Source organism: Cetobacterium somerae (assembly GCF_022430525.1).
GTDB lineage: Bacteria > Fusobacteriota > Fusobacteriia > Fusobacteriales > Fusobacteriaceae > Cetobacterium_A.
In genome coordinates, this window is sequence record NZ_CP092519.1 from 1,492,144 (window position 1) to 1,515,853 (window position 23,710).

The 23,710-nt window shown below is 29.1% G+C and carries 22 protein-coding genes, 9 tRNA genes and 1 riboswitch; of the genes, 1 reads left to right on the forward strand and 30 read right to left on the reverse strand.

What is annotated here, in order from left to right; translation table 11 throughout:
* Positions 1-7: 7 nt before the first annotated feature.
* The 23 genes from gatB to MKD34_RS06945 form a co-directional block, all read right to left on the reverse strand.
* Positions 8-1,453: an Asp-tRNA(Asn)/Glu-tRNA(Gln) amidotransferase subunit GatB gene (gene gatB, locus MKD34_RS06835; RefSeq protein ID WP_240218834.1), complete on the reverse strand. Its 1,446-nt coding sequence runs from the start codon at positions 1,451-1,453 to the stop codon at positions 8-10.
* Positions 1,453-2,898 (reverse strand): Asp-tRNA(Asn)/Glu-tRNA(Gln) amidotransferase subunit GatA, encoded by a 1,446-nt coding sequence (gene gatA, locus MKD34_RS06840; RefSeq protein WP_240218835.1) that lies wholly within the window; start codon positions 2,896-2,898, stop codon positions 1,453-1,455. Before gatA ends, gatB begins: the two co-directional genes overlap by 1 nt.
* A 21-nt stretch (positions 2,899-2,919) precedes the next feature.
* A complete protein-coding gene (gene gatC, locus MKD34_RS06845; protein WP_023050155.1) occupies positions 2,920-3,210 on the reverse strand; it encodes an Asp-tRNA(Asn)/Glu-tRNA(Gln) amidotransferase subunit GatC in 291 nt (96 codons plus the stop codon).
* Between the two features lie 18 nt (positions 3,211-3,228).
* Positions 3,229-3,933 carry a pseudouridine synthase gene (locus tag MKD34_RS06850; RefSeq protein WP_185892089.1) on the reverse strand — a complete coding sequence of 235 codons (705 nt, stop codon included), beginning with the start codon at positions 3,931-3,933 and terminating at the stop codon, positions 3,229-3,231.
* Positions 3,920-4,453, reverse strand: coding sequence for an SMC-Scp complex subunit ScpB (scpB, locus tag MKD34_RS06855; protein WP_240220091.1), 534 nt, complete (start codon positions 4,451-4,453; stop codon positions 3,920-3,922). The genes MKD34_RS06850 and scpB overlap by 14 nt, the downstream gene beginning before the upstream one ends.
* Before the next feature lie 14 nt (positions 4,454-4,467).
* Positions 4,468-5,964, reverse strand: a complete 1,497-nt coding sequence (locus tag MKD34_RS06860) for a hypothetical protein (RefSeq protein ID WP_240218836.1) — start codon at positions 5,962-5,964, stop codon at positions 4,468-4,470.
* An 11-nt stretch (positions 5,965-5,975) separates the two neighbouring features.
* Positions 5,976-7,022, reverse strand: a complete 1,047-nt coding sequence (gene mreB, locus MKD34_RS06865; protein ID WP_023051969.1) for a rod shape-determining protein — start codon at positions 7,020-7,022, stop codon at positions 5,976-5,978.
* Between the two features lie 21 nt (positions 7,023-7,043).
* Complete coding sequence (locus MKD34_RS06870; protein WP_240220093.1) at positions 7,044-7,622, reverse strand: Maf family protein; 579 nt, start codon at positions 7,620-7,622, stop codon at positions 7,044-7,046.
* Positions 7,552-8,430, reverse strand: coding sequence for a hypothetical protein (locus MKD34_RS06875; protein ID WP_240218837.1), 879 nt, complete (start codon positions 8,428-8,430; stop codon positions 7,552-7,554). The genes MKD34_RS06870 and MKD34_RS06875 overlap by 71 nt, the downstream gene beginning before the upstream one ends.
* A gap of 126 nt (positions 8,431-8,556) precedes the next feature.
* Positions 8,557-8,639, reverse strand: a tRNA-Leu gene (locus tag MKD34_RS06880).
* Positions 8,640-8,641: 2 nt separating this feature from the next.
* A tRNA-Thr gene (locus tag MKD34_RS06885) sits at positions 8,642-8,717 on the reverse strand.
* A 25-nt stretch (positions 8,718-8,742) separates the two neighbouring features.
* A tRNA-Asp gene (locus tag MKD34_RS06890) sits at positions 8,743-8,819 on the reverse strand.
* A gap of 5 nt (positions 8,820-8,824) precedes the next feature.
* A tRNA-Val gene (locus MKD34_RS06895) sits at positions 8,825-8,900 on the reverse strand.
* Between the two features lie 2 nt (positions 8,901-8,902).
* A tRNA-Glu gene (locus tag MKD34_RS06900) sits at positions 8,903-8,977 on the reverse strand.
* 9 nt (positions 8,978-8,986) lie between these two features.
* Positions 8,987-9,062: transfer RNA gene (locus MKD34_RS06905), tRNA-Lys, on the reverse strand.
* 9 nt (positions 9,063-9,071) lie between these two features.
* Positions 9,072-9,147, reverse strand: a tRNA-Gly gene (locus MKD34_RS06910).
* A 54-nt stretch (positions 9,148-9,201) separates the two neighbouring features.
* Positions 9,202-10,713, reverse strand: coding sequence for a glycoside hydrolase family 10 protein (locus tag MKD34_RS06915; RefSeq protein WP_240218838.1), 1,512 nt, complete (start codon positions 10,711-10,713; stop codon positions 9,202-9,204).
* A gap of 10 nt (positions 10,714-10,723) precedes the next feature.
* A complete protein-coding gene (locus tag MKD34_RS06920) occupies positions 10,724-11,218 on the reverse strand; it encodes a hypothetical protein (RefSeq protein WP_240218839.1) in 495 nt (164 codons plus the stop codon).
* A 70-nt stretch (positions 11,219-11,288) separates the two neighbouring features.
* A complete protein-coding gene (gene glpX / locus MKD34_RS06925; RefSeq protein ID WP_023051419.1) occupies positions 11,289-12,314 on the reverse strand; it encodes a class II fructose-bisphosphatase in 1,026 nt (341 codons plus the stop codon).
* An 8-nt stretch (positions 12,315-12,322) separates the two neighbouring features.
* Positions 12,323-12,592 (reverse strand): septum formation initiator family protein, encoded by a 270-nt coding sequence (locus tag MKD34_RS06930; protein WP_023051418.1) that lies wholly within the window; start codon positions 12,590-12,592, stop codon positions 12,323-12,325.
* The gene (gene def, locus MKD34_RS06935) at positions 12,592-13,095 is read right to left on the reverse strand and encodes a peptide deformylase (RefSeq protein WP_240218840.1); all 504 of its coding nucleotides are present in this window, start codon (positions 13,093-13,095) and stop codon (positions 12,592-12,594) included. Before def ends, MKD34_RS06930 begins: the two co-directional genes overlap by 1 nt.
* Positions 13,096-13,136: 41 nt before the next feature.
* Positions 13,137-15,419: a replication restart helicase PriA gene (priA, locus tag MKD34_RS06940; protein WP_240218841.1), complete on the reverse strand. Its 2,283-nt coding sequence runs from the start codon at positions 15,417-15,419 to the stop codon at positions 13,137-13,139.
* Between the two features lie 9 nt (positions 15,420-15,428).
* Positions 15,429-17,537: a penicillin-binding protein gene (locus tag MKD34_RS06945; protein WP_240218842.1), complete on the reverse strand. Its 2,109-nt coding sequence runs from the start codon at positions 17,535-17,537 to the stop codon at positions 15,429-15,431.
* Between the two features lie 97 nt (positions 17,538-17,634).
* Between MKD34_RS06945 and MKD34_RS06950 the strand changes: the two genes are divergently transcribed.
* A complete protein-coding gene (locus MKD34_RS06950) occupies positions 17,635-18,141 on the forward strand; it encodes an OmpH family outer membrane protein (RefSeq protein ID WP_240218843.1) in 507 nt (168 codons plus the stop codon).
* Between the two features lie 81 nt (positions 18,142-18,222).
* Here the strand turns inward: MKD34_RS06950 and MKD34_RS06955 are convergent.
* The 7 genes from MKD34_RS06955 to lspA all read right to left on the reverse strand — a co-directional run bounded on the left by MKD34_RS06955 (position 18,223) and on the right by lspA (position 23,709).
* Positions 18,223-18,298 (reverse strand) — tRNA-Val (locus MKD34_RS06955).
* Between the two features lie 3 nt (positions 18,299-18,301).
* Positions 18,302-18,376 (reverse strand) — tRNA-Glu (locus MKD34_RS06960).
* Between the two features lie 70 nt (positions 18,377-18,446).
* On the reverse strand, positions 18,447-18,803 hold the full coding sequence (locus tag MKD34_RS06965) for an arsenate reductase family protein (protein WP_240218844.1): 357 nt from the start codon (positions 18,801-18,803) through the stop codon (positions 18,447-18,449).
* 84 nt (positions 18,804-18,887) lie between these two features.
* Positions 18,888-20,042, reverse strand: coding sequence for a methionine adenosyltransferase (gene metK, locus MKD34_RS06970; RefSeq protein WP_240218845.1), 1,155 nt, complete (start codon positions 20,040-20,042; stop codon positions 18,888-18,890).
* Between the two features lie 81 nt (positions 20,043-20,123).
* Positions 20,124-20,211, reverse strand: a riboswitch (SAM riboswitch).
* 54 nt (positions 20,212-20,265) lie between these two features.
* Positions 20,266-22,341: a glycine--tRNA ligase subunit beta gene (glyS, locus tag MKD34_RS06975; protein WP_240218846.1), complete on the reverse strand. Its 2,076-nt coding sequence runs from the start codon at positions 22,339-22,341 to the stop codon at positions 20,266-20,268.
* A gap of 25 nt (positions 22,342-22,366) precedes the next feature.
* A complete protein-coding gene (gene glyQ, locus MKD34_RS06980) occupies positions 22,367-23,239 on the reverse strand; it encodes a glycine--tRNA ligase subunit alpha (protein WP_023051410.1) in 873 nt (290 codons plus the stop codon).
* Between the two features lie 11 nt (positions 23,240-23,250).
* The gene (gene lspA / locus MKD34_RS06985; RefSeq protein WP_023051409.1) at positions 23,251-23,709 is read right to left on the reverse strand and encodes a signal peptidase II; all 459 of its coding nucleotides are present in this window, start codon (positions 23,707-23,709) and stop codon (positions 23,251-23,253) included.
* Position 23,710 lies beyond the last annotated feature (1 nt).

The following is a 23,710-nucleotide window of genomic DNA, read 5'->3' on the forward strand; positions in this document are numbered from 1 at the left end:
AACCCACCTATTTTAATTTCGATTCCATTAGTTCTGTAACTATCTTTGGATTTGCCTTACCTTTTGATAATTTCATAACTTGTCCAATTAATCCTTTTAAAACTCTTGGCTTTCTACCTTCATCAGAGTTTTTAAAGTCTTCTACCATCTTAGGATTTTCAGCTAACACTTGATCTACTATTCCTTCAATCTCTCCTAAGTCAACAACCTGTATCATCCCTTCTTCCTTTACTATAATTTCTGGATCTCTAGCATCATTTAATTTTATAGTAAATAACTCTTTCGCTATTTTAGAAGAGATAACTTCTTTTTGAATAAGATTTATTATTTTTCCTAAATCTTCAGAATTTATCTTAGATTCCTCTATAGATTTTCCACTCTCTTTTAATTCTCTTAAAACTTCTGTCATTATCCAGTTTGATGAAAGTTTAGCATTATTAGTAACTTTTACCACTCTCTCAAAATAATCAGCCAGCTCAATCTCATCTGTTAATATATTTGCATCATATTCTGGTAATGCATAAGTTTCAATAAATCTTTTTAATTTTGCCGATTTTGATTCAGGCATTAATTCTTTTACTCTTTCAATTTCCTCATCTTTTATAACAAGCTTTGGAAGATCTGGTTCAGCAAAGTATCTATAGTCCATTGCATCCTCTTTACTTCTCATTATTCTTGTTACTTGAGCGTCATCATCCCAAAGTCTAGTTTCTTGATCAATAGTTCCACCGTTTTCGATAGCCTCAATCTGTCTTCCTATCTCATAGTCAATAGCTCTTGCAACTGCTTTAAATGAGTTTAAGTTTTTTACTTCGACTCTTGTACCAAAAACTTTACTTCCTTTTTCCATAACAGATATATTTGCATCACATCTTAGAGATCCTAATTCCATCGATACATCACTTATTCCAGTATACTTTATTGTACTTTTTAAAAGGTTTAAATACTCATAAGCTTCTTCAGAACTTCTTAAATCTGGTTCAGATATTATTTCTAAAAGAGGCATTGATGCTCTATTGAAGTTTATTAATGATTCAGACCCTGCATGTATAGATTTTCCTGCATCCTCTTCTATTTGTATTCTAGTAATTCCAACAGTGAACTCTCTACCTGAATTTAACTTTACATCTAAAAATCCTTTTTCACAATATGGTTTTTCAAATTGAGTAATCTGATAATTTTTAGGAGTATCTGGGTAGAAATAATTTTTTCTATCAAATCCACTTACATTATTGATTTTACAATTTAAAGCTAATGCCGCTTTTACAGCATATTCAACTACTTTTTTATTTAACTTTGGTAACGCTCCTGGATGTCCTAAACATATTGGACATGTATGTGTATTTGTTGGTGAATTATCATAGTCTGCACTACATCCACACCAAACTTTTGTTCCTGTTTTTAATTGAAGGTGTACTTCAAGTCCTATTACCGATTCCCACTGTCTCGCCATTACACTCTCTCCTTTATCGCTTTTTCAAAAGCATCTCCTGCTTTTAAGATATCTTTTTCTCCAAATGCTTTTCCTAATAATTGTATTCCAACTGGTAGTCCTTCAGTCATTCCTGCTGGTATTGAAATTCCTGGTATTCCTGCTAGGTTTGCTGGTATCGTAAAGATATCCTCTAAGTATAACTCTACCGGAGTCTTTTTAGCATCCAATCTAAAAGCAGGTCCTGGTGTTACTGGAGTGAATATAATATCAACCTTTTCAAAAGCTTTATCAAAGTCATTTTTTATTAATCTTCTAACTTTTTGAGCTTTTTTAAAATATGCATCAAAGAATCCTGCACTTAAAACATATGTTCCTATCATAATTCTTCTTTTAACTTCATCTCCAAATCCTTCACTTCTAGATTTTGTATATAATTCATCTATATTTGAAGCATTTTTTGTTCTATGCCCATATCTAACACCATCAAATCTAGCTAAATTCGAACTAGCTTCTGCAGGAGCTAATACATAGTACGTTGGAGCTGCATATTTTGTATGTGGTAACGATATTTCTACTATCTCTGCACCTAAAGATTTAAAAGTTTCTAAAGCTTCATCTACAACCTTTTTTACTCCTGGATTTAGGCCCTCTATGAAGTATTCTTTCGGCACACCAATCTTCATTCCTTTTATATCTCCAGTTAAATAATCTAAATAATTTGGAACTTCTACTTCTTCAACTGTAGAATCGTAGTCATCTATCCCTGCTAATGTATTTAAAGCTAAAGCAACATCTTTAACTGTTTTAGCAAACGGACCAATCTGGTCTAAAGATGACGCAAATGCCATAAGACCATATCTAGAGATTCTTCCATAAGTTGGTTTTAATCCAACTACTCCACAAAATGATGCTGGCTGTCTGATACTTCCTCCTGTATCTGATCCTAGAGATATATAACATTGATTTGAAGCAACCGATGTCGCTCCTCCTCCACTACTTCCACCAGGAACTCTATCTAAATCCCAAGGATTTTTAGTTGTTTTTTCATAAGCAGATGTTGTTGTTGTTGAACCCATAGCGAATTCATCCATATTTGTTTTTCCAATTATTATAGCATCTGCATCTTTTAATTTTTTTACAACTGTTGCGTCATATATTCCTTCATATCCTTCTAGTATCTTAGAAGCTGATTGTGATGGTTCTCCAATTGATACCATATTATCTTTTATCGCTACTGGAATTCCTGCTAAAGCTCCTACAGTTTCTCCATTTTTTATTTTATAATCAACTACTTTTGCTTCTTCTATCGCTTTTTCTTTTCTAAGAGATACAAAACTTCCAATCTCACCATCAGTTTCTTCTATTCTATCAAAAATAGCTCTAACAACCTCTTCAGATGTTAGTTCTCTATTTAATATTTTTTCTTTTATTTCAAAAGCTGTTAACTCGTATATCTTTTTCACAGAAAAATCCTCCTTTAAAATTTATTCTCCAACTACTTTAGGTACTATTAATGCTCCATCCTCTGAAGCAGGTGCATTTTTCATAGCTTCCTGGACAGTTAGAGACTCTCTTATTATATCTTCTCTTAACTTAACTCCAGTTTCATGAATTTGTACTAATGGTTCTACCTCATCAGTATTTATTTCACCCAAAACATCTATATACTCCAATATATTATTTAGGTCTGCTTGGAATCTTATAATTTCCTCTTCATTAAATTCTAATCTTGCTAATTTAGCAACATTTAGAACCTCTTCTCTTGTTAAAGACATCTATCTTCCTCCTATATTCTATAATGATTTTAAATACTTTATCTCTTGTGATGTTAGTTTTCTATATTTTCCTAACTCTAAATTTCCTAAATTTATCTTTCCAATAGCTTCTCTTCTTAAATATACTACTGGATGTTTTACTGCATCAAACATTCTTCTAACTTGACGATTTTTTCCCTCTCTAATAGCTATTATAACTTCACTTCTACCTTGAGCTCTCTTTAATATCTTTGTCTTAGCTGGTAATGTTTGTCCATCTTCTAAGTTTATACCTTTTGCTAATTTTGAAAGATCTTTATCTCTTATTTCACCTTTTACAATTGCAAAATACTCCTTATAAACTTCTCCTTTTGGATGTATAACTTTATTAAAGATATCTCCATCATTTGTCAAAATTATTGCACCTTCAGTATCAGCATCTAATCTTCCTATTGGATATAATCTTTCTTTAGTATCTATTAAATCTGTAACTGTCTTTCTTCCTCTATCATCTTTTGAAGCACTTAAAACACCTTTCGGTTTATTCAATAAAAAATAAACTTTATTTTCTGATTTTGGTTTTTCAAATAGCTGTCCTTTTATATAAATCTTATCTTTATCCGTAACTTTTTGTCCTGGTGTTACATCATTTCCATTAACTTTTATATCACCATTTTCAACAAGCTTATCTATCTCTCTTCTTGACGCATAACCACTCTGGGCTAAGTACTTATTTATTCTCATTGGTTCCATTTAATTTCTCCTTCATATCTTCATATTGTGGTAGTTCTTCTACCGATGAAATTCCTAGGTAACCTAAAAACTTATCTGTTATTTCATATAAATTTGGTCTTCCTATAGTTTCTCTTTTTCCACAAATTCTTATAAACTTTCTTTCCTCTAAGGTTTGGACTACTCTATCTGTGGAAACACCTCTTACTGCTTCTATTTCACTCTTAGTTATAGGTTGACGATAAGCTATTATTGATAATGTTTCTAAGGCAGCATTTGATAATTTTTTAGGTTTTACATCTTGTTTAAAATAGAGATTTACTATTTCTCCACATCTTGGATTTGTTATTAAATACACAATTTCTTGATCTATTTCAATATTTATTCCCGTATTAAATCGCTCTTTTTTTAACTCTTCTAAAATTTGTAGAATTTTTTCTATAGATACTGAAAAAAACTTACTTAAATCTCTTACTTTTATTTCGTCTCCACCTAATAAAAGTATCGACTCTATCTGTTCCTTTATACCAATTATTTCTTCTTTAATCATATTAATCCCCTATATTGAATATTTATCAAATATAAATATACTTCTTCTAAATCTAATTCATTATATTTTTCATTATAATTGATAAAATAATCTATATTATAAAATATTTTATCACTTTCAACTATATAATTATTTTTATATAGTAATAGTGATAAACTTAAATTAGCTTTACTATCTATATTATCATCTTTTTTTAATAATCTAATCAAATTTTTTGTATTTTCTAATAATTTATTTATATTTTTTATTTGATTCTCTTGTGATAAAATATCTAAATATTTTATATAGTTATTATTTTTAATAATTCCAGAAGAATTCAATATTTCTTTTTTTACTTTTTTACTTATATCTTCTTTCATTAATTCTATTTCATTAAATAACAACTCATTGTTTTGTAATTTTTCTATTTCTAATAAAAAATTATAAAATACCAGACTATTTTCTAACCAATCGCCCTCTTTATTTATTATACTTTTATAAGATTCTTGAATATCATCTTTAACTTTTATAAAATTATTCTTTAATAATATTTTAATATTTTTATTTTCTTTCAAATTAGATAATTTTATATAATAATAATATGTAAACATATTTTGAATACTATCGCCTCTATCAAAGTTAAATTCAGGAATCACTCTTTCTCTATTTAATATACCATTTAAATATATGACTTTCAATTGCTCCATATACTTTGCTCTACTCATGTTCATATTTAAACTATTTTGATTACTAAAAGATATCAAATAAAGTTTCTTTATTTGATTAATAACTGTTTCTCTTAAATAATAATATTTTTTATTAAAGTTATTCCAAAACTTTTGTTCTCTAGCCATAACTTCTGAAAAAGAAATATTTAAAAATCTTGGTTTCTTTTTACTAAATACGATTTCTAAGGAGTCATCTTTTTTATTCTTAATATCTTTTACTAAGTATATTCGTTCATTCAATCCTTTTAATAAAGTAGTTTCTAATGACTTTACTTTAAAGTTTTCAAAATCTCTTTCTGTCGCCACAAGAATATTAGATTTATTATCTTTCGAGAAATTCAACATATCATATTTATAATATCCATCTTTATTCTCGATATTTCCTTCTAAGATTAATGGAGAAAATTTATAAACTAACTTATATGGCTCATTCCATTTAACACCATTTAAATTAGTATAAATAAATATATCATTCTTATTTTCATTGGATAATATTATATACGATTCCACAATATTATCATTTATGTTGTATTTCATATAAAAAATATTCTTACCATCTATAAATTTTGTTTGCGTATAGTAATTTCTTGCTCTATATATTTTATAATCTTTTATTAATAATATTTGTAAATTTGATAGTACATCCTTACTAAATTCTCTAGCTTTTACATTTGTTAAAATATTATTTTTGCCATCATAAAAAAGAGCTATCTCACCATTTGTGATGAGATAGTTCGCTCTCAATATTGAAGATACAAATAAAATTAGTAATATTACTCTCTTCATAATGCCTCTTTTTAATAGTCACTTTCAGGAGAAATTAAAACTCTTTTATATTTATCAAATTCTTTTAAAAGTTGTTGAATTCCATTTACAACTGCATTTAAAGGATCTTCTGCAACAGTAACCTCTAAACTTAAGCTCTCAGCTATTCTCTTATCAATTCCTCTTAATAGAGCTCCTCCTCCAGCTAAATAAATTCCTTTTCTTTTTATATCAGAAGATAATTCTGGTGGAGTTTTTTCAAGAATACCTTTTATCTCTTCTATTATTAAAACTACAGCTTCTTCTAAAGCTTCAGCAATTTCAGATGAATAAACTTTTACATTTTTAGGTAATCCACTTAATGCGTTTCTTCCGCTAATTTCAATAAAAATATCCTCTTCTAAATCTGTTACTGCTCCAACTGCAATTTTTATCTCTTCAGCTGTTTTTTCACCAATAAATAGGTTATGTTTCTGTCTAATGTAATCTATGATTAAAGAATCAAATTTATCTCCAGCTATTTTTAAAGATGATGTTTTCACTATTCCTGCTAAAGATATTACTCCAATCTCAGTAGTTCCACCACCAATATCAACAACCATATTTCCTTCTGGCTCAAATATATTTAATCCAATTCCTATCGCTGCTGCCATAGGCTCTTCTATCAAATAAGCTTCTCTCGCTCCAGCTTCTCTTGTTACATCCATAACAGCTCTTTTTTCTACTTGAGTTACTCCAGCTGGAACACATATAATAACTCTTGGACTTGACAAACTTTTTCCTCTATTTACAATTTTATAAAACTCTCTTAACATCTTTTCAGTTATTTCATAATCTGCAATAACTCCATTTTTAAGAGGTCTTATGGCCTCAACTGTATGAGGTGTTCTTCCTATCATTTGTTTAGCTTTATCTCCAACCTCAAAAATATCTTTTGTTTTTGTATTAATTGCTACAACTGATGGAGCATTCATTATGATTCCTTTATTTTTTACACAGATTAATGTGTTTGAAGTTCCTAAATCTATTCCTAAATCATCTGAAAATATTCCTAAAACTTTTCCAAATATTTTTTTCATTACAACTCTCCTTAAATTAATTTATATTTTATTTAAACTTTCTATTGGTATTTTTAAATTGTTTAAAGTTTTTATAAAATGATTTATTGGAAACCCCATAATTGCAAAGAAATCTCCATCTATTTTATCTACAAAAATTGAACCTAATCCTTGAATTCCATAAGCTCCAGCTTTATCCATAGGTTCTCCACTCTCTATATACCACTTTATCTCTTCATCACTTATCGGCTTAAAATAAACTGTACTTTCGACAGAATTTGTTATTTTTATATTTTTCTCTAAATTTATCAATGTATAAGCTGTTATCACTTCATGACTTTTTCCAGAAAGAGACTTTAACATTTTCTCAGCATCCATTTCATTCTTAGGTTTTCCTAAAATCTTCCCATCTATTACAACAACTGTATCAGCTCCTACAACAAAATCTTTTGGATTTTCCACAGCTACTGCCATAACTTTTTTTAAGGAAATATCTTTTATTTGTTCCACAATCTCTATTTTATCACTTATTTCTTCTATATCCTTACTTTTAATTTGCAGTTGAAATCCCAACTGTGCTAATATCTCTTTCCTTCTCGGGGATTTGGATGCTAATATCATCGTCTTCATTTATCCTTTCTACATCATCTTTTTTATCATCTTCTATAACTATATTTTCTAAATTTTCTTCAAATTCTTCAGAAATATTTACCTGTAATATCAACTCATTTTCAGTATTTCCTTCTAATTCAACTTCTTCTATTTCCATTTCTAAACGATCTTTTTCTTGATAAGCTTTTTGAATATTACATATTTCATCATAAATATCTTTTTCTAGCTTAGCTTGTTTCTCTAATCTAATTTGCTCCTCTTTTAATCTTCTTTCCTCTCTAACTCTAAAAATTTGTCCTTTAATAAAATTAATAACTGATACAATTAATTTTCTTATCATTTTTCCACAAATCACAATCATAGAAAGAAAAATTATAAAAATCAAACTACCTGCAAATACATTAGTTTTAACATTTGGAAATATTTTTAAAAATGTATATAATTCAATATAACCTAAGTTAATATTTAATAGACCAACTTGAATAACATACTGTTGAATCGAATCTATTGTTTTTTCTGTTTGTTCTTTTAAACTATCTAATAAGTAAAGATATCCCGTAGCTATTCCCAAAATAATCATAAAAAATAATCTTGTTTTCAAAACAACTCTTTTATTTGGATTTTTCATAAACATTGAAAAACCATAACCCACTAAAAATATCCACAGTAATTTTTCATATATTCCAAAATATTCTTTTATATATAGATATATATTATTTATTTGCAAAAGATTAGGATAAAAATATCCTAAAAAAAAGTAAATCAATGAAATTATATATATATATTTAAAACTAAATAACCACTTTATTTTTTTCATTCAAGCACCTTTTTATTAAACTTTTTTCATATTATTGTACCATAGAGATATATAGTTTTCAAGCAATTAAGATTTGGATAAAAAAAAAGTAGACTTCGTTGAAGTCTACTGTTATTACTCATAAAGTGGTGCGAGAGGAGGGACTTGAACCCTCACGTCGAAACGCCAGATCCTAAGTCTGGTGCGTCTGCCAATTCCGCCACCCTCGCAGTGGTGCCGCTTATCGGAGTCGAACCAATCACCTACTGATTACAAGTCAGTTGCTCTACCAGATGAGCTAAAGCGGCTTTTATTTACTTTATAAAAAATTAATGGCGGGAGTGACGAGGGTCGAACTCGCGACCTCATGCGTGACAGGCATGCGCTCTAACCAACTGAGCTACACCCCCATTAATGGTGGAAACAACTGGACTTGAACCAGTGACCCCCTGCTTGTAAGGCAGGTGCTCTCCCAACTGAGCTATGCTTCCAATGGTACCCCGTAGGGGAATCGAACCCCTGTTTATAGAGTGAAAATCTATTGTCCTTACCACTGAACGAACGGGGCAGTGGTAAATGGTGCGTCATACTGGGCTCGAACCAGTGACAACACGATTAAAAGTCGTGTGCTCTACCATCTGAGCTAATGACGCATCTTTGTATGGAGCGGGAGACGAGGGTCGAACTCGCGACATTCAGCTTGGAAGGCTGACGCTCTACCAACTGAGCTACTCCCGCATCACTTACAAAGATATAGTACCACAATTTATATTGTTTGTCAACAAAGTTTTTTTATTTTTTTAAAATAATTTTTTCCTTTACTTCACCTTGATTATGAACTCTATCTACTGGAGCTATTTTATAATAGTAAGTCTTATTTTTTTCAATATTTTTATCTAAATATTTTAATCCATATTTTCTTTTTACAGTAGCTAAAAGATATTTAGAGTTTTTTTCGTCAAACTCTTTATTTGTACTTCTATATATAGCATAGTAATCAGCATAATTATTAGCTGGGTCATCCCAACTCAAAAGAACTCCATCTTTTATAATTTTTGCTTTTATATTAGTCACTGGTTTTGGAGCTATAATATCTATCCATGGACTTGTTGGAGGTAATATTTGTGTTTCATAAACTTTTTCTTTTAAATTTGTTTTAATATTCAAGCTATTTTTTTGAATCTTATCAAATCCAAAGAATACACTTCCATGAACATTCTCAAAATTTCTATTATACTTTATTTGATCTATAAGTTCATTCTCGTTTCTCCAAGCTTTATTACTTCCAATTTTATAAGCTGCATGACCTATATACAAATGAACATTGCTATTCTTAACTTCATTTATCCACCAATTAACTAAAATATCGTACTGAGCAACTTTTAAATTAAAATCCCAATATATTTGCGGAACTATATAATCTATCCATTCGTTTTGTATCCATGTCCTTGTATCTGCATATAAAGTATCATAATTTTCTGCACCTGCTCTTGTTGCTGACCCAGTTGGATCTTTATCGTTATTTCTCCAAACTCCAAAAGGACTTATTCCAAATTTTACATATGGTTTTGCCTTTTTTATTTTTTTCGATAATTCCATCACAAAAGTATCTGTATTTTTTCTTCTCCAGTCATCAATTTTCATTCCTTTTCCATATAATTTATAAGATTTATTATCACCAAAAGGAACAACTTTTTTATTTTTATCTAGCACTGGATATGGATAAAAGTAATCATCCATATGAACACCATCAATATTATAATTTTTTACAACATCAACTATAACATCCTCTGTAAATTCTCTAGCTTTTGGATTTCCAGGATCATAATAATATTTTCCACCATATTCAATAACCCAGTTAGGATTTTTTTTAGCTACATGATTTTCAGGAATTTTTTCATTATTTTTTAATGTTATTCTATATGGATTAAACCATGCATGAAATTCTAAATTTCTTTTGTGAGCTTCCTCTACAAAAAACTCTAAAGGATCATATCCTGGATCTTTACCACTTTCTCCAGTTATATATTTAGACCATGGTTCTTTATTAACTTTTTTATAAAATCTATCTGCTGTAGGTCTTACCTGCATTATTATAGCATTCATATTCAAACTTTTTATTTCATCTAAAATATCAATATACTCTTGTTTTTGTTCTTCAATACTTAACCCTTGTTTAGAAGGCCAGTTTATATTATCAACTGTTGCTATCCAAACTCCTCTGAACTCTCGCTTATTATCTTTACTAAAAACAAAAGAAAAACTTATTAAAAACAAGCAAAGTAAAAAAGTTAATTTTTTCATAGAATCACTCCTATCCCTTTATTATTGAAAACTTACCCTTTAGTTCATCCTTTAAAGTACAGATAAAGTCAATTTTATTTCCCATAATTAAAGGGATAATTATCTCTCTTTTATCATTTGTAACTATTCTTATTATAACTTGTAATCTATTTCCTTTTCCTACTACTCCTTCTTTCATAGTACATGTATCTATTTCATCAAAAGATAGATTCAATCCTTGACCTAAGATTTTTTTATTTTCACAATCTAAAATTATTTTATATTTAAAAAGATTTTTTAAATGTTTAAATCCTAAAAACAATAGTAATGTAGCTATTCCTATGTATGGTATGCTAAAATTCTTTGTATACCCTATATATCCTTGAAGAGCCCCAATTAATATAAGTGGTACTCCTGTTCCTAACCATACAATCATTTTTTTACCTTCAAGTGTATACTTCTTTAATGGTTTATATTGTACTTTTGTCTTTTCTATTTTTTTTATAAAATCATCATAAAAAAACATTTATCCTCCTCATTTAATAATGAAGAAAAGTAGAGAATATTCTCTACTTTTCTATTCAATTATTATTTAATTATTTTACTAATTCCATTATATCTTCAGGTTTATAATCTAGGTTATGAACAGCATTTATATATCTAACTGTTTTACTTTTTCCTCTTATAACTAAAGTTTGAGTTCTAGCTATATTCCCTTTTCTTTTTACACCTTCTAAAAGATCTCCACTTGTTATTCCTGTTGCTGAGAAAATAACTTCATCATCTTTTACAAGATCATCCATCTTTAAAACATCTCCTACTCTTAGTCCCATCTCTTCACATCTAGACTTTTCATATGCAGATATTTTATCATTTTCTAATGACACACCTTTTACTTCACTTCTTAATTTTAATCTAGCTTGCATATCTCCACCTAAAGCCTTGATTACAGCAGCTGATATAACACCTTCTGGAGCTCCACCTATACCGTAAAGTACATCTACATCTGAATCTACAACTGATGTTAATATTGATCCTGCTACATCTCCATCTGGTAAAGCATAAACTTTAATATTTAAATCTTGTAAATCTTTTATTATAGTTTTATGTCTTGGTTTATCTAATACTACTACTGTTAACTCGTTTAATGGTTTATTTAAAGCTTTACAGATATTATCTATATTTTCCATCAAAGGTTTTGATAAATCAATTACACCTTTTGCTTCAGGACCTACTATTAATTTTTCCATATACATATCTGGAGCTTTTAAAAAGCTACCTTTATTCCCTACTGCTAAAACAGCAATTGCATTAGCTTGCCCTTGCGCTGTCATTCTTGTTCCTTCAACCGGATCTACAGCAATATCCACTTGTGAATATCTTTCTTTATCAGGAGAATCTATTCCTACCTTTTCACCGATGTATAGCATAGGAGCTTCATCAATCTCTCCCTCTCCTATTACAATCTCCCCTTGAATTTTTATCCCATTTAGTACAGTTCTCATAGCATCTACCGCTGCTTGATCTGCTGCCTCCTTATCTCCTCTACCTACCCATTTGTAAGCTGCTAAGGCTGCTGCTTCTGTAACTCTAGCAAACTCTAAAGCTAACTCTCTTTTCATTTTTCCTCCTACTTTGTTTCAATTAATCTATAAATTTTTTCTCCTGGTAAAACCATTTGGAGTTGATTCCTAGCTACTTTTTCTCTGTAAAAGGGATTATTTATATTCTCAATCATTTCATCATATCTAACAATTAAGCTTTCAATCTCTTTTTTTTGTTTAATCTTTATCTCTTGCTCCATTTTTAACTTATCGATTTTAACAAATGATCTAAATATATTTTGTCCTAAAAATGCAAAATGTATAACTAACGGGACTATCCAAAGTAGATTTTTCATTAGTTTTTACCTACCTCTTTTTTCAAAAGTTGTAACTTTTTAGATACCATTCTTTTAGCTACTGGTGATATTTTATCTACAAATAAAATAGCCTCTAAATGATCATATTCATGTTGGAAAGCCCTTCCTAAAAGTTCTGTTCCCTCTTCTATTACCTCTTCACCCTTTTCATTTAAATACTTTATCTTTACTGTCACTGATCTTTTTACAGGTTTATAAATTCCTGGAACACTTAAACATCCTTCATCTATATTTTCAACAGTATCTGACAACTCTATTAATTCTGGATTTATAATCTTTCTTACAATTCCATCTCCAATGTCAATTACAAACATTCTCTTGCTTATTCCAACTTGTGGTGCTGCAAGTCCTACTCCATTTGCTTCGTGCATTGTTTCTACCATATTATCTAAAATTTCAAGTATCTCTGGTGTTATTTCTGTTACTGGTTCAGCTACAGTTCTTAAACATTCATTTCCATATATTTTTATGTCGTATAACATGTATTTTCCTCCAATTCTCTTTTTTTTCAATATATATTATATCATATTAGATTAATCGGGTCTACATCAACAACTATTCTATATTTTTTATTCTCTATTTTTTTCAGTTTATTTTCTAAAAATATTTTATACTCATTGATTTCTATTCTATCCCCTTTTATAAATATATTACATCTATATCTTCCTTTTACTTTATAAACTAATGATTTCATAGGTCCATAAAGTTCTACCTTTTCATGTTCAATCTCTTTAAATACTAAATGACAATACTCCTCTAATCCATTCTCCTCATTTGAAGATATCCCAATATTTATTATTTTGGAAAATGGAGGATAAAAAAGTATCTCTCTTTTCTCTATCTCTTTTTCATAAAAATTTATATAACTATTTTCTTGAATTTTTTCTATTATATAGTTTTCAGGTTGATAAGTCTGAATTATAACTTTCCCTTTTTTTTCTCCTCTTCCAGCTCTTCCTGCTACTTGAGTTATCATTTGATATGTTCTTTCGCCTGATCTAAAATCAGGAATACTCATTATTGTATCTGCATTTATTACTCCAACTAAAGTTACATTGGGAAAATGTAATCCTCTGGATATCATTTGAGTTCCAATCATAATATCATATTTGCCACCTAAAAAATCATTATACATATTTTCATAAAAATTCTTTTCTTTTGAAACATCACCATCAACTCTAATTATGTTTACAGGAAATCTTTTTCGAAGTTCCTCTTCTACTCTTTCAACTCCACGTCCACTAAAGGATATATTTTTACTTCCACACTTAGAACAATGACCTAAAAATCTTTTTGATATACCGCAATAGTTACACTTTAAGCTATTATTACTTGCATAATAGTTTAATTTTATAGAACAATGTTCACACTCTTCCATATGTCCACACTCTTGGCATTGAACCAATGTAGAGTATCCTTTTCTATTTAGAAGAAGTATTATTTGCTCTTTTCTTAAAAGTGCTCCTCTTATTTCTTCTAAAAGCTTTTCACTGAAAAAGCTATCTTTTTCTTCTTTCATATCTACAATCTCTATCTCTGGTAATTTTGCATCCTTATATCTATGATCTATTTCAAAAAGTTGAAATATCCCTTTTTTAGCGTAATAGTAACTTTCAATTGATGGTGTTGCTGAACCTAAAACTACTTTTGCATTTTCTAATTCAGCTTTTTTTATAGCTACATATTTTGCATTATATCTTGGTGTACTATCTTGCTTATAACTATTTTCATGCTCTTCATCTACAATAATATATTCAAGATTTTTTACGGGAGCAAAAATTGCTGATCGAACTCCTAAAACAACCCTTTTATCACCTGTATATATACTATACCACTCTTTAGCTCTTTCTATATTAGACAATCTACTATGAAGTATTGCAACCTCTTCTCCAAACTCTTTTTTAAATCTTTTTACCATTTGAGGAGTTAAAGATATTTCTGGAACTAAAAATATTGATCCTTTTCCATTTTCTAAAGCTCTCTTTATAAGTTGTATATATATCTCAGTTTTTCCTGATCCTGTTACTCCTCTTATTAAAAAATGCCTTTTATTTGACACTTCAATACCATTTTTTATTCTTTCTTGCTCTGAATTTAATTTAGTATCTTCTTTATATGCCTCTTTTTCAATAGTTTTTTTCAATTTCTCTTCATTAAAACTTTTTATTTTTCTTTCAAGTATTAATGTTCCGTTCTTTAAATGATTTTCAATAGTTTTTTTGTCATATTTCTTTTCTAAAGTTGCTTTTCCAACTTCTATTCTTTCTTGAAAATATAATTTCAGTTCTAAATCAACATCTTCAATATCTTCTTGAAGACTATACCAACTATCTTGAACTTTTAAATAATTATTATCTAGATACTCCTGTATTTTATTTTTTGAAAATCTATCAACCAATGTTTTTTTTCTAACTAAACTCTTTTTTAAAAAATACTCTAAAATCTCATCTTTAATTAAAGTACCACAAAGACTTTTAGGTCGATAAATATCCTCATATTTTATTTTCACTCCTGAAGGCACTGCCGTAGAAAAAACTTGATCAAAAGGACTCATATAGTAATCTCTTATCCATAACAACAATTTTATAAATTCTTTAGAAAAACTTAACTCTTCATATAATACTTTTTTTATTTTTAAAACTTTAAAAGTATACTCTTTATCTTTTTCTTCTTCAATAATTAGCCCCACTTTATCCTTATTTCTAAAAGATACCAAGACTCTATCTCCAACGTTTATATTCTCTTCATTACCGGCATAAGTATAGAAATCTTTTGTCTTTTCTATATAGACACTATAATATCTCATTACTTTCTCCTAGTCTAATTTTATTTTTATTTTCTTTATATCTACCAACTCTTTTTGTGGTTCAACACTTTGACTTTGAACAACTCCTGTTCCTGTTAACTCAATCTCAATGTCACTTCCCTTGAAAATCTCAATAACTTCTCTAGCACTTAAACCTTTTAAATCTGGCATTATCAAGAGCTCTTCATTATTTTCTATACTTTTCAAACTTCTTTTACCTTGAACTCTTATATTTTCTATCTTTTGTGAATAAATATTTTTTAGCTTTGTTACTCTTTTTACAACTTCTCCTAGAACTGGGGCAGCTGCCGTACCACCGTATTTATCATATAAAACATCTCCCTGAGGTTTAAAAAACATAGCTAATAGTATATACTGAGGTTTTTCTACAGGAAAAAATCCCATTACAGATGATAAATATTCGTGTTTTACATATCTACCATGTTCACTATATTGAGCAGTTCCAGTTTTTCCACCTATTCTATAATCATCAACATGTGCTTTTTTTACAGTTCCTTCCAATACCGCTAGTTCCATCATCGCTCTCATTTCCTTAGATACTTCTTCAGTTAAAACTTTTCCCTTTTGTATCGGTAAATTTCTTCTAACTACTAATCCATCTTTATCAGTTATTTTATCAACTATATACGGTTGATACATTACTCCACCATTAATTACAGCTGAAAAAGCTGTAATCATTTGAATTGGTGTCACTGCGATTCCTTGGCCAAAAGACATAGTACTCTTTTTTAGTCCATTCCATTTTTTTACTGATTCTCTTCTTGGTTTTTTTTCATAAGGATAATCAACCCCTGTTTTATCGTATAAACCAAAATTTTCTAAATATGTATCAAACTCTTCATTTGTAAACTTGTCTCCAATCAATACCATACCCACATTACTAGATTTTTTAAGTATCTCTTCTGTTGTTAAAATTCCCTTTACACTTCTACTACTTTCTCTAATAGTATGTTTATATTTTGTTATCGTTCCATTTCCAATATCAAAATTTGTATTTCTTCTTATTTTTTTATCTTGTAATGCTGCTGCTATTATAAGTGGCTTAAATATCGAACCTGGTTCTACTTGTGATTGAAATATTGGGTTTGCAACATTCTTTTTGTTTTTCCTAAAAAATGAAGTCGCTAATATTTTTCCATTATTTGGATCCATTAAAATAGCATACGCTTCTTCTGAATTTGTCTTTTTAAATTGTTTTGCCATCTCATCATTTAAAATATATTGTAAATCATTATCAACAGTTAGATGAATATTCATCCCATCTAAATTAACTTTTGTTCTAGCACCTGATGTTGGCAATCCAATTCCTAAGCTTCTAATACTTGGAATAATTCTAGAGATTTTATCGCCTTTTAAATAATTTTCATAAAAAAGTTCTATTCCAAAAATTCCTTCTTTTTCTGTTCCATGTTTAAATCCAATATTCCCAACTAAAAAGAAATATTGGTCTGGTTTATAATAACGTCTTTCTTTTCTTCCACTTAAAAATATAATATTTTTTCCTTTTATTTTATATTTCTCTAAAATTTCTTCAATTTCTTTTTTTTCTACATCATCTATATTTCTATTTAACCTTTTATAAACTCTCTCCTCTTTACCAAGTTTATTAATTGTATTTAATAGTGGTCTATAATTATCTCTTATATACTTCTTATTTACTAATTCTTTTAAAGCTTCGGGAGCTTCTACAGATTTAATAAATCTTTTAGGATCTACTGATAGCTCATACATATTAATACTATATGCCAACCCTTTCCCTTTAGAATCATATATATTTCCTCTTTCTCCACCCTCTCTTCTTTCAACATTTATCTGTTTATTTATCGCTTCTTTATAATTGTTTGAATCAAAAAGTTGTATCTGAATCATTCTAAATATCAAAATAAAAAAACAAAATAAAATTATATCTGAAGCTATAAAAGATCTTAATATAAAATTATTTTTCATCTTTATCTTTTTCCATTTAAAAAAAACATATAGATTATATATTAACATTAAAACCACTGCAACTGTTAATAAAAATTTTCTATAATATAAAGAAAGTCCGATACCAAATATCTGTATCAAAAGTAAAAATATTTTTAGTTTCTTATTCAATTCTCCACCCTCTTTTTATTTTTCTTTTAAATATTATATCAAATATTGGCAAAATAATGTATAATAAGAATAAAATTCCACAAAAAGGAGTATTTATATGAATGTTTTATTTCTATTGCTTTTTATGACCACTTCAGCCTTTGCACTCAATATTGGAGTTATCGACTCTGAATACATCTTTAGTCAGTACAATAAGCGTTTTGAAATGGAAGAAAAACTTGAAAATAAAAGATTAGAGTTAAATTCAGAAATTGAAGGATTAAGACAAAGCTTATTAGAACAAGAAAAAATTATCAAATCAAATTCAAAAATCACAGAAGAAGATAAGAAAAAACTATTAGATTTAAAAAAGCAATTTCAAGAAAAAATTGAAACTTCTGAAAGAGTTTTTCAAGAGGACCAACAAAACTTTATTTATGATATTAAATTTGAAATAGACTCCGTTGCTATTTTAATTGGAAAACAAAAAAATTTAGAGATGGTTATTGAAAAAAGTGCCACAATTTATGGAGGCGTTGACCTTACTGAAGATGTTCTTAATTTTTTAAATAATAAAGAATCGTATAAACTAGATACTACTAATCTTTTGAAAAAACAATTATAAATGGAGGGTTAAATATAATTTATCCCTTTTTTATTTTGCAAAAAATAAAAAAAAAGCACTTTCATGCTTTTAAAATCTAAATGGTGGAAACAACTGGACTTGAACCAGTGACCCCCTGCTTGTAAGGCAGGTGCTCTCCCAACTGAGCTATGCTTCCAAATGGTACCCCGTAGGGGAATCGAACCCCTGTTTATAGAGTGAAAATCTATTGTCCTTACCACTGAACGAACGGGGCAACTTCGCTTTTTTGCGTTGTTGCTACATAATAATAGTACCATCTTTTCAATAATTTGTCAATAGTATTTTTATTTTTTTATTTCATCCCATTCTTTTTCTTTAAAACCTATTAAAATACTATCTTTTCCTATAAGTAAAGGTCTTTTTACTAGCATTCCATTGCTTGAAAGAATATCTAAAAGTTCATCTTCATTATTTAAAGCTACTTTCTCCTTTAAGTTCATTTCTCTATACAAAATGCCACTTGTATTAAAAAACTTTTTTATTGGCTGACCACTTAAAGTAATCCATTTTTTTAATTCCTCTTTTGTTGGATTATTTTCAACAATATGTCTTGACTCAAAATCCACTCCATTTTCTTCTAACCATTTTTTTGCTTTTACACACGTTGAACATTTAGGATAATTTACAAATAAATATTTCATACTTCACCTCTCCTTTTCTTTTTTTATAGCTTAGCACTAAAATAAAAAAAAGGGAAGTATATTCTTCCCTTTTTTCGTATAGTATTATCTGTTTAAATATTTTTTTAATTCTTCAGCTTTATTTACTCTTTCCCAAGGTAAATCTAAATCTGTTCTTCCAATATGTCCAAAAGCTGCTAAATCTTGATAATTAAAGTTTCCACTTCTCAACTCTAAATCTCTTTCAATTCCTCTTGGTGTTAAATCAAATACATTTTGAACAGCTTCAGCTAATTTAATTTCATCCACTTTTCCTGTTCCAAATGTTTCTACTTTTACAGATGTTGGCTCAACTACACCAATAGCATAAGATAATTGAACTTCACATTTATCAGCTAAATCTGCTGCAACGATATTCTTTGCTACCCATCTAGCTGCATATGCTGCTGATCTATCAACCTTTGAAGGATCTTTACCAGAAAAAGCTCCTCCTCCATGTCTGAAAAATCCACCATATGTATCAACAATTATTTTTCTTCCAGTTAATCCAGTATCTCCATGTGGTCCTCCGATTACGAATCTTCCAGTTGGATTTATATGATAATTTTTCACTTCCTCTGTATTTAAGTTATAAGCTTCTAAAACTGGCTTTATCACTAACTCTTTTACATCTTTATGAATTTGCTCTTGAGTTACATCTGGATTATGTTGAACCGAAACTACAACAGTATCCACTCCTACAACTTTCCCATTCTCATCATAGGCTAATGTTACTTGAGATTTTGCATCTGGTCTTGCCCAAGCTAACTCTTTTGATCTTGTTAATCTTGTTAATTTTACAATTATCTCTCTCGCTAAAACTAATGCTAACGGCATTAATTCTGGAGTTTCTTTTACAGCTCCACCAAACATTATTCCTTGGTCTCCTGCTCCTCCAACATCCACTCCCATAGCTATATCAGGAGATTGAGAATGAATTGCATTTAACACTCCGCAATCTGAATCAAATCCCATTCCTTGTCTATATCCAATTTCATCAATTTTATTTCTAACTATATCTTGTATATCAATATAAGTTGTTGTTGTAATCTCTCCACCCACAACAACTTGACCTGTTGTACAAAACACTTCACAAGCTACTCTTGCTGCTGGATCATTTTTAATACATGCATCTAATACTGCATCTGATATTTGATCTGCTATTTTATCTGGATGTCCTGGTGATACACACTCCGAAGTAAAGTAAGTTAAATTTTTCATTATTTCCTCCTAAATATTAATCAAAAGAGATAAAAAAAGCCTTTTATCTCTCCAGAAAGATAAAAGGCTTTATGCTCTTATAAGTCATCTTTCTGGAATTAGCACCACACCTCTAAGGTAGGTTGCTGAAACGTCATAGGGCCAGTCCCTCAGTCTCTCTTGATGATTTTGTTTTTTTTGTAACTAAATTATATATTATTTGTATTATTTAGTCAATATTTTTTTATTTTTTCTCTTCAATTAATGTTAAATTAACCATTTTATTAAAGATTGTAGCTATATAATTAAGTTGTGACAATCTATTATTTTTTATAACCTCATCTTTGTCCATTACCATTATAGATTCGAAGTATCTATTGATAATATCTTCAGTTGATAAAAGTACATTTAAGTATCCTATATAATTTTTAGCAACTAACATCTCTTTTGCATCTCTTGCAACTTCTTGAGATTTATCAAATAGTTCTTTTTCTATCTCTTCTTTTAAAAGATTAGGGTCTACCATAACTCCCTCAAATCCTTTAGAGATATTTCCAACTCTTTTCATTAATGAAACTAAGTTATTAAAGCTATCCATTTTTGTAAATTCATCAACTGCTTTTATTCTTAATAAAGTATCAACCAAGTTATCAAAACTTTTATCTACAACTGCAGATACAATATCCTTTGAATATCCCATTTCTGTAAATACATTTAATGCTCTTTGCTTAAAGAACTCCATCACTTCATTTAAAACTTCAGCTTTATCTCTTTTTAGTACTCCTGCAGTAGCAAGCGTATCTAATGCTCTTTCTACTAAAGACTTTAAAGAAATATTTAAGTTTGAATCTAAAACAATGTTTACAATACCTAAAGCTGCTCTTCTTAAAGCAAACGGATCTTTAGAACCACTTGGAATTATTCCAACACCAAAACATCCACAAAGAGTATCTATTCTATCAGATATTCCTGCTATAATTCCTTCTACACCTTTTGGTAAAAGGTCTCCTTGATATCTTGGGTAATAGTGTTCTTCAATACCTTTTGCTACTAACTCAGACTCTCCTGATTTTAATGCGTAGTCTGCTCCCATAAATCCTTGAAGTTTTGTAAACTCTTTTTCTCCAATCATATTAGAAACTAAGTCAGCTTTTGCTAATAAAATTGTTCTATCAATTGTTTCTTTTCTAGTTTCCATTCCAGTAGCCTCTATTAAATAGTCTGCTATTTTTTGAGATCTTTCAATTTTATTATATATAGTTCCTAAATCTTTTTGGAATACAACTTGTTTTAATTTCTCAACATTTTCTATTAGAGGCTTCTTTAAATCTTCATGATAGAAAAATCTTGCATCAGCAAGTCTTGCAGATAAAACCTTTTCATTTCCTTTTCTAACTTGTTCAGAATCTTCAATACCGTTTCTAATTACAACAAATTTAGGTAAAAGTTTTCCTTCTAAATCCAAAATAGGGAAATATCTTTGGTGAACTTGCATTGATATAATTAAAACATCTTGAGGAACTTCTAAGAAATCAGAATTAAATGTTCCAACTATCGGATATGGATATTCAACTAAGTTTGCAACCTCTTTTAATAAATCTTCATCTACTAAAACTTGCTCATTAGAATCCTCACATTTTTCTTTTATAAGTTTCTTAATTAAATTCTTTCTCTCTTCAACATCTATAATTACATTATTTTCTTTTATTTTTTCAAAATATTCATCAATATTAGAAACCTCAAAATTGCTTCCAAAGAATCTATGTCCTCTAGATGCTCTTCCACTTTTTATTCCTTCTATTTCAAAATTTACTATTTCTCCATCTACTAAAGCTAAGAACCATTGAATCGGTCTAGCAAACTTTAATTTTTTCATTCCCCACTTCATTGATTTAGGGAAGTTTATCTCTAGTACCAATTCTTTTAAAAGATCTGAAAGTAGAGCTTTTGTACATTCACCTTTTAAGAATTTTCTAACTGCTATGTACTCACCTTTAGGAGTTTCTATTATCTCTAAATCTGTAGCTTCTACACCTTGAGATTTTGCAAATCCTAATCCTGCTCTTGAAATTTCTCCATTTTCACCAAAAGCAACTTGCTTTGCAGGTCCCATGTTTAAGATATCTAAGTTTTCTTGAGTTTCTGCCAATCCCTCTACTAAAACAACCAGTCTTCTTGGTGTTCCAAAAGTTTTTATTTCATCAAATTTTATTCTTTTTTCATTTAACTTACCTTCTAAGTTCTCTTTCATCTCTTTTAGAGTTTGAACAAGGAATCTTGCAGGTAACTCTTCCATTCCTATTTCAAAAAGTAATCTCACTTTCTATTCCTCCTCTTTTTTCCTTTTACTTTTTTTTCAGTAAAGGGTATCCTAGTTCTTTTCTATTTTGTACAAATACTTCTGCACATCTCTTAGCTAGGTTTCTAACTCTTAAAATATAAGCCATTCTCTCTGTTGTAGAGATTGCTCCTCTTGAGTCTAGAACGTTGAATGTGTGAGAACATTTTAAAACATAGTCATATGCTGGCATTACTAAATTTTCATTTAATGCTCTATCAGCTTCTTTTTCATAATCATCAAACCATCTAAAGTGGCTTTCTAAATCTGCTACTTCAAATGAGTATTTTGAATTTTCATACTCATACTGATATCTCATATCTCCATATTTAATTCCTGGTGCCCACTCTAAATCATACACATTTTCTTTATTTTGAATATATAATGCTAATCTTTCTAATCCGTATGTTATTTCAACAGGAACAACTTCTAACTCCAATCCTCCAACTTGTTGGAAATATGTAAATTGAGTTACTTCCATTCCATCTAGCCATACTTCCCATCCTAATCCCCATGCTCCTAACGTCGGTGACTCCCAGTCATCTTCAACAAAACGAATATCATGTTTTAAAGGATCTATTCCTAAAACTTTTAATGATTCTAAATAAAGCTCTTGAATATTGTCTGGTGATGGTTTCATTATAACTTGAAATTGGTGGTGTTGATAAACTCTATTTGGATTTTCTCCATATCTACCATCCTTTGGTCTTCTTGATGGCTCAACATATGCTACATTCCATGGCTCTGGTCCTAAAGACATTAAAAATGTATTCGGATTAAATGTTCCAGCTCCTGTTTCTATATCGTATGGATTTCCAATGATACACCCTTTTGAACTCCAATACTGCTGAAGAGCAAATATCATCTCTTGAAATGTCATTTCACTTCCTCCTAATCTTTCTTTTTCCTTTTACTATCTAGTAAGCTATCTACTATTATTAAAATAACTCCTATATTTATCCAAACATCAGCTAGATTAAATACAAATACCCATATACCTCTAAAGTCAATCATATCAATAACAAATCCTCTATAGATTCTATCAATGATATTTCCAATTGCTCCACCTAAAATAAATGAATATCCTAACTTCTCAATAACTGAAAATTTATTTCTATTTTTAAAAAAGTAAAAACCTAATCCAAATATTACTACAATTGTTAAAATAGAGATTATATCAAGTTTTCCTTGAAACATTCCAAAAGCTATTCCTCTATTTTTTACATAAGTTAGATGGAAAAACTCTCCCAAAATTGGGAAAGTTTCTCCTTCTACTAACCAAGTGTCTATTTCATATTTGGATATTTGATCTAAGAATACTAATAAAAATATTATCCCTATATATAACACA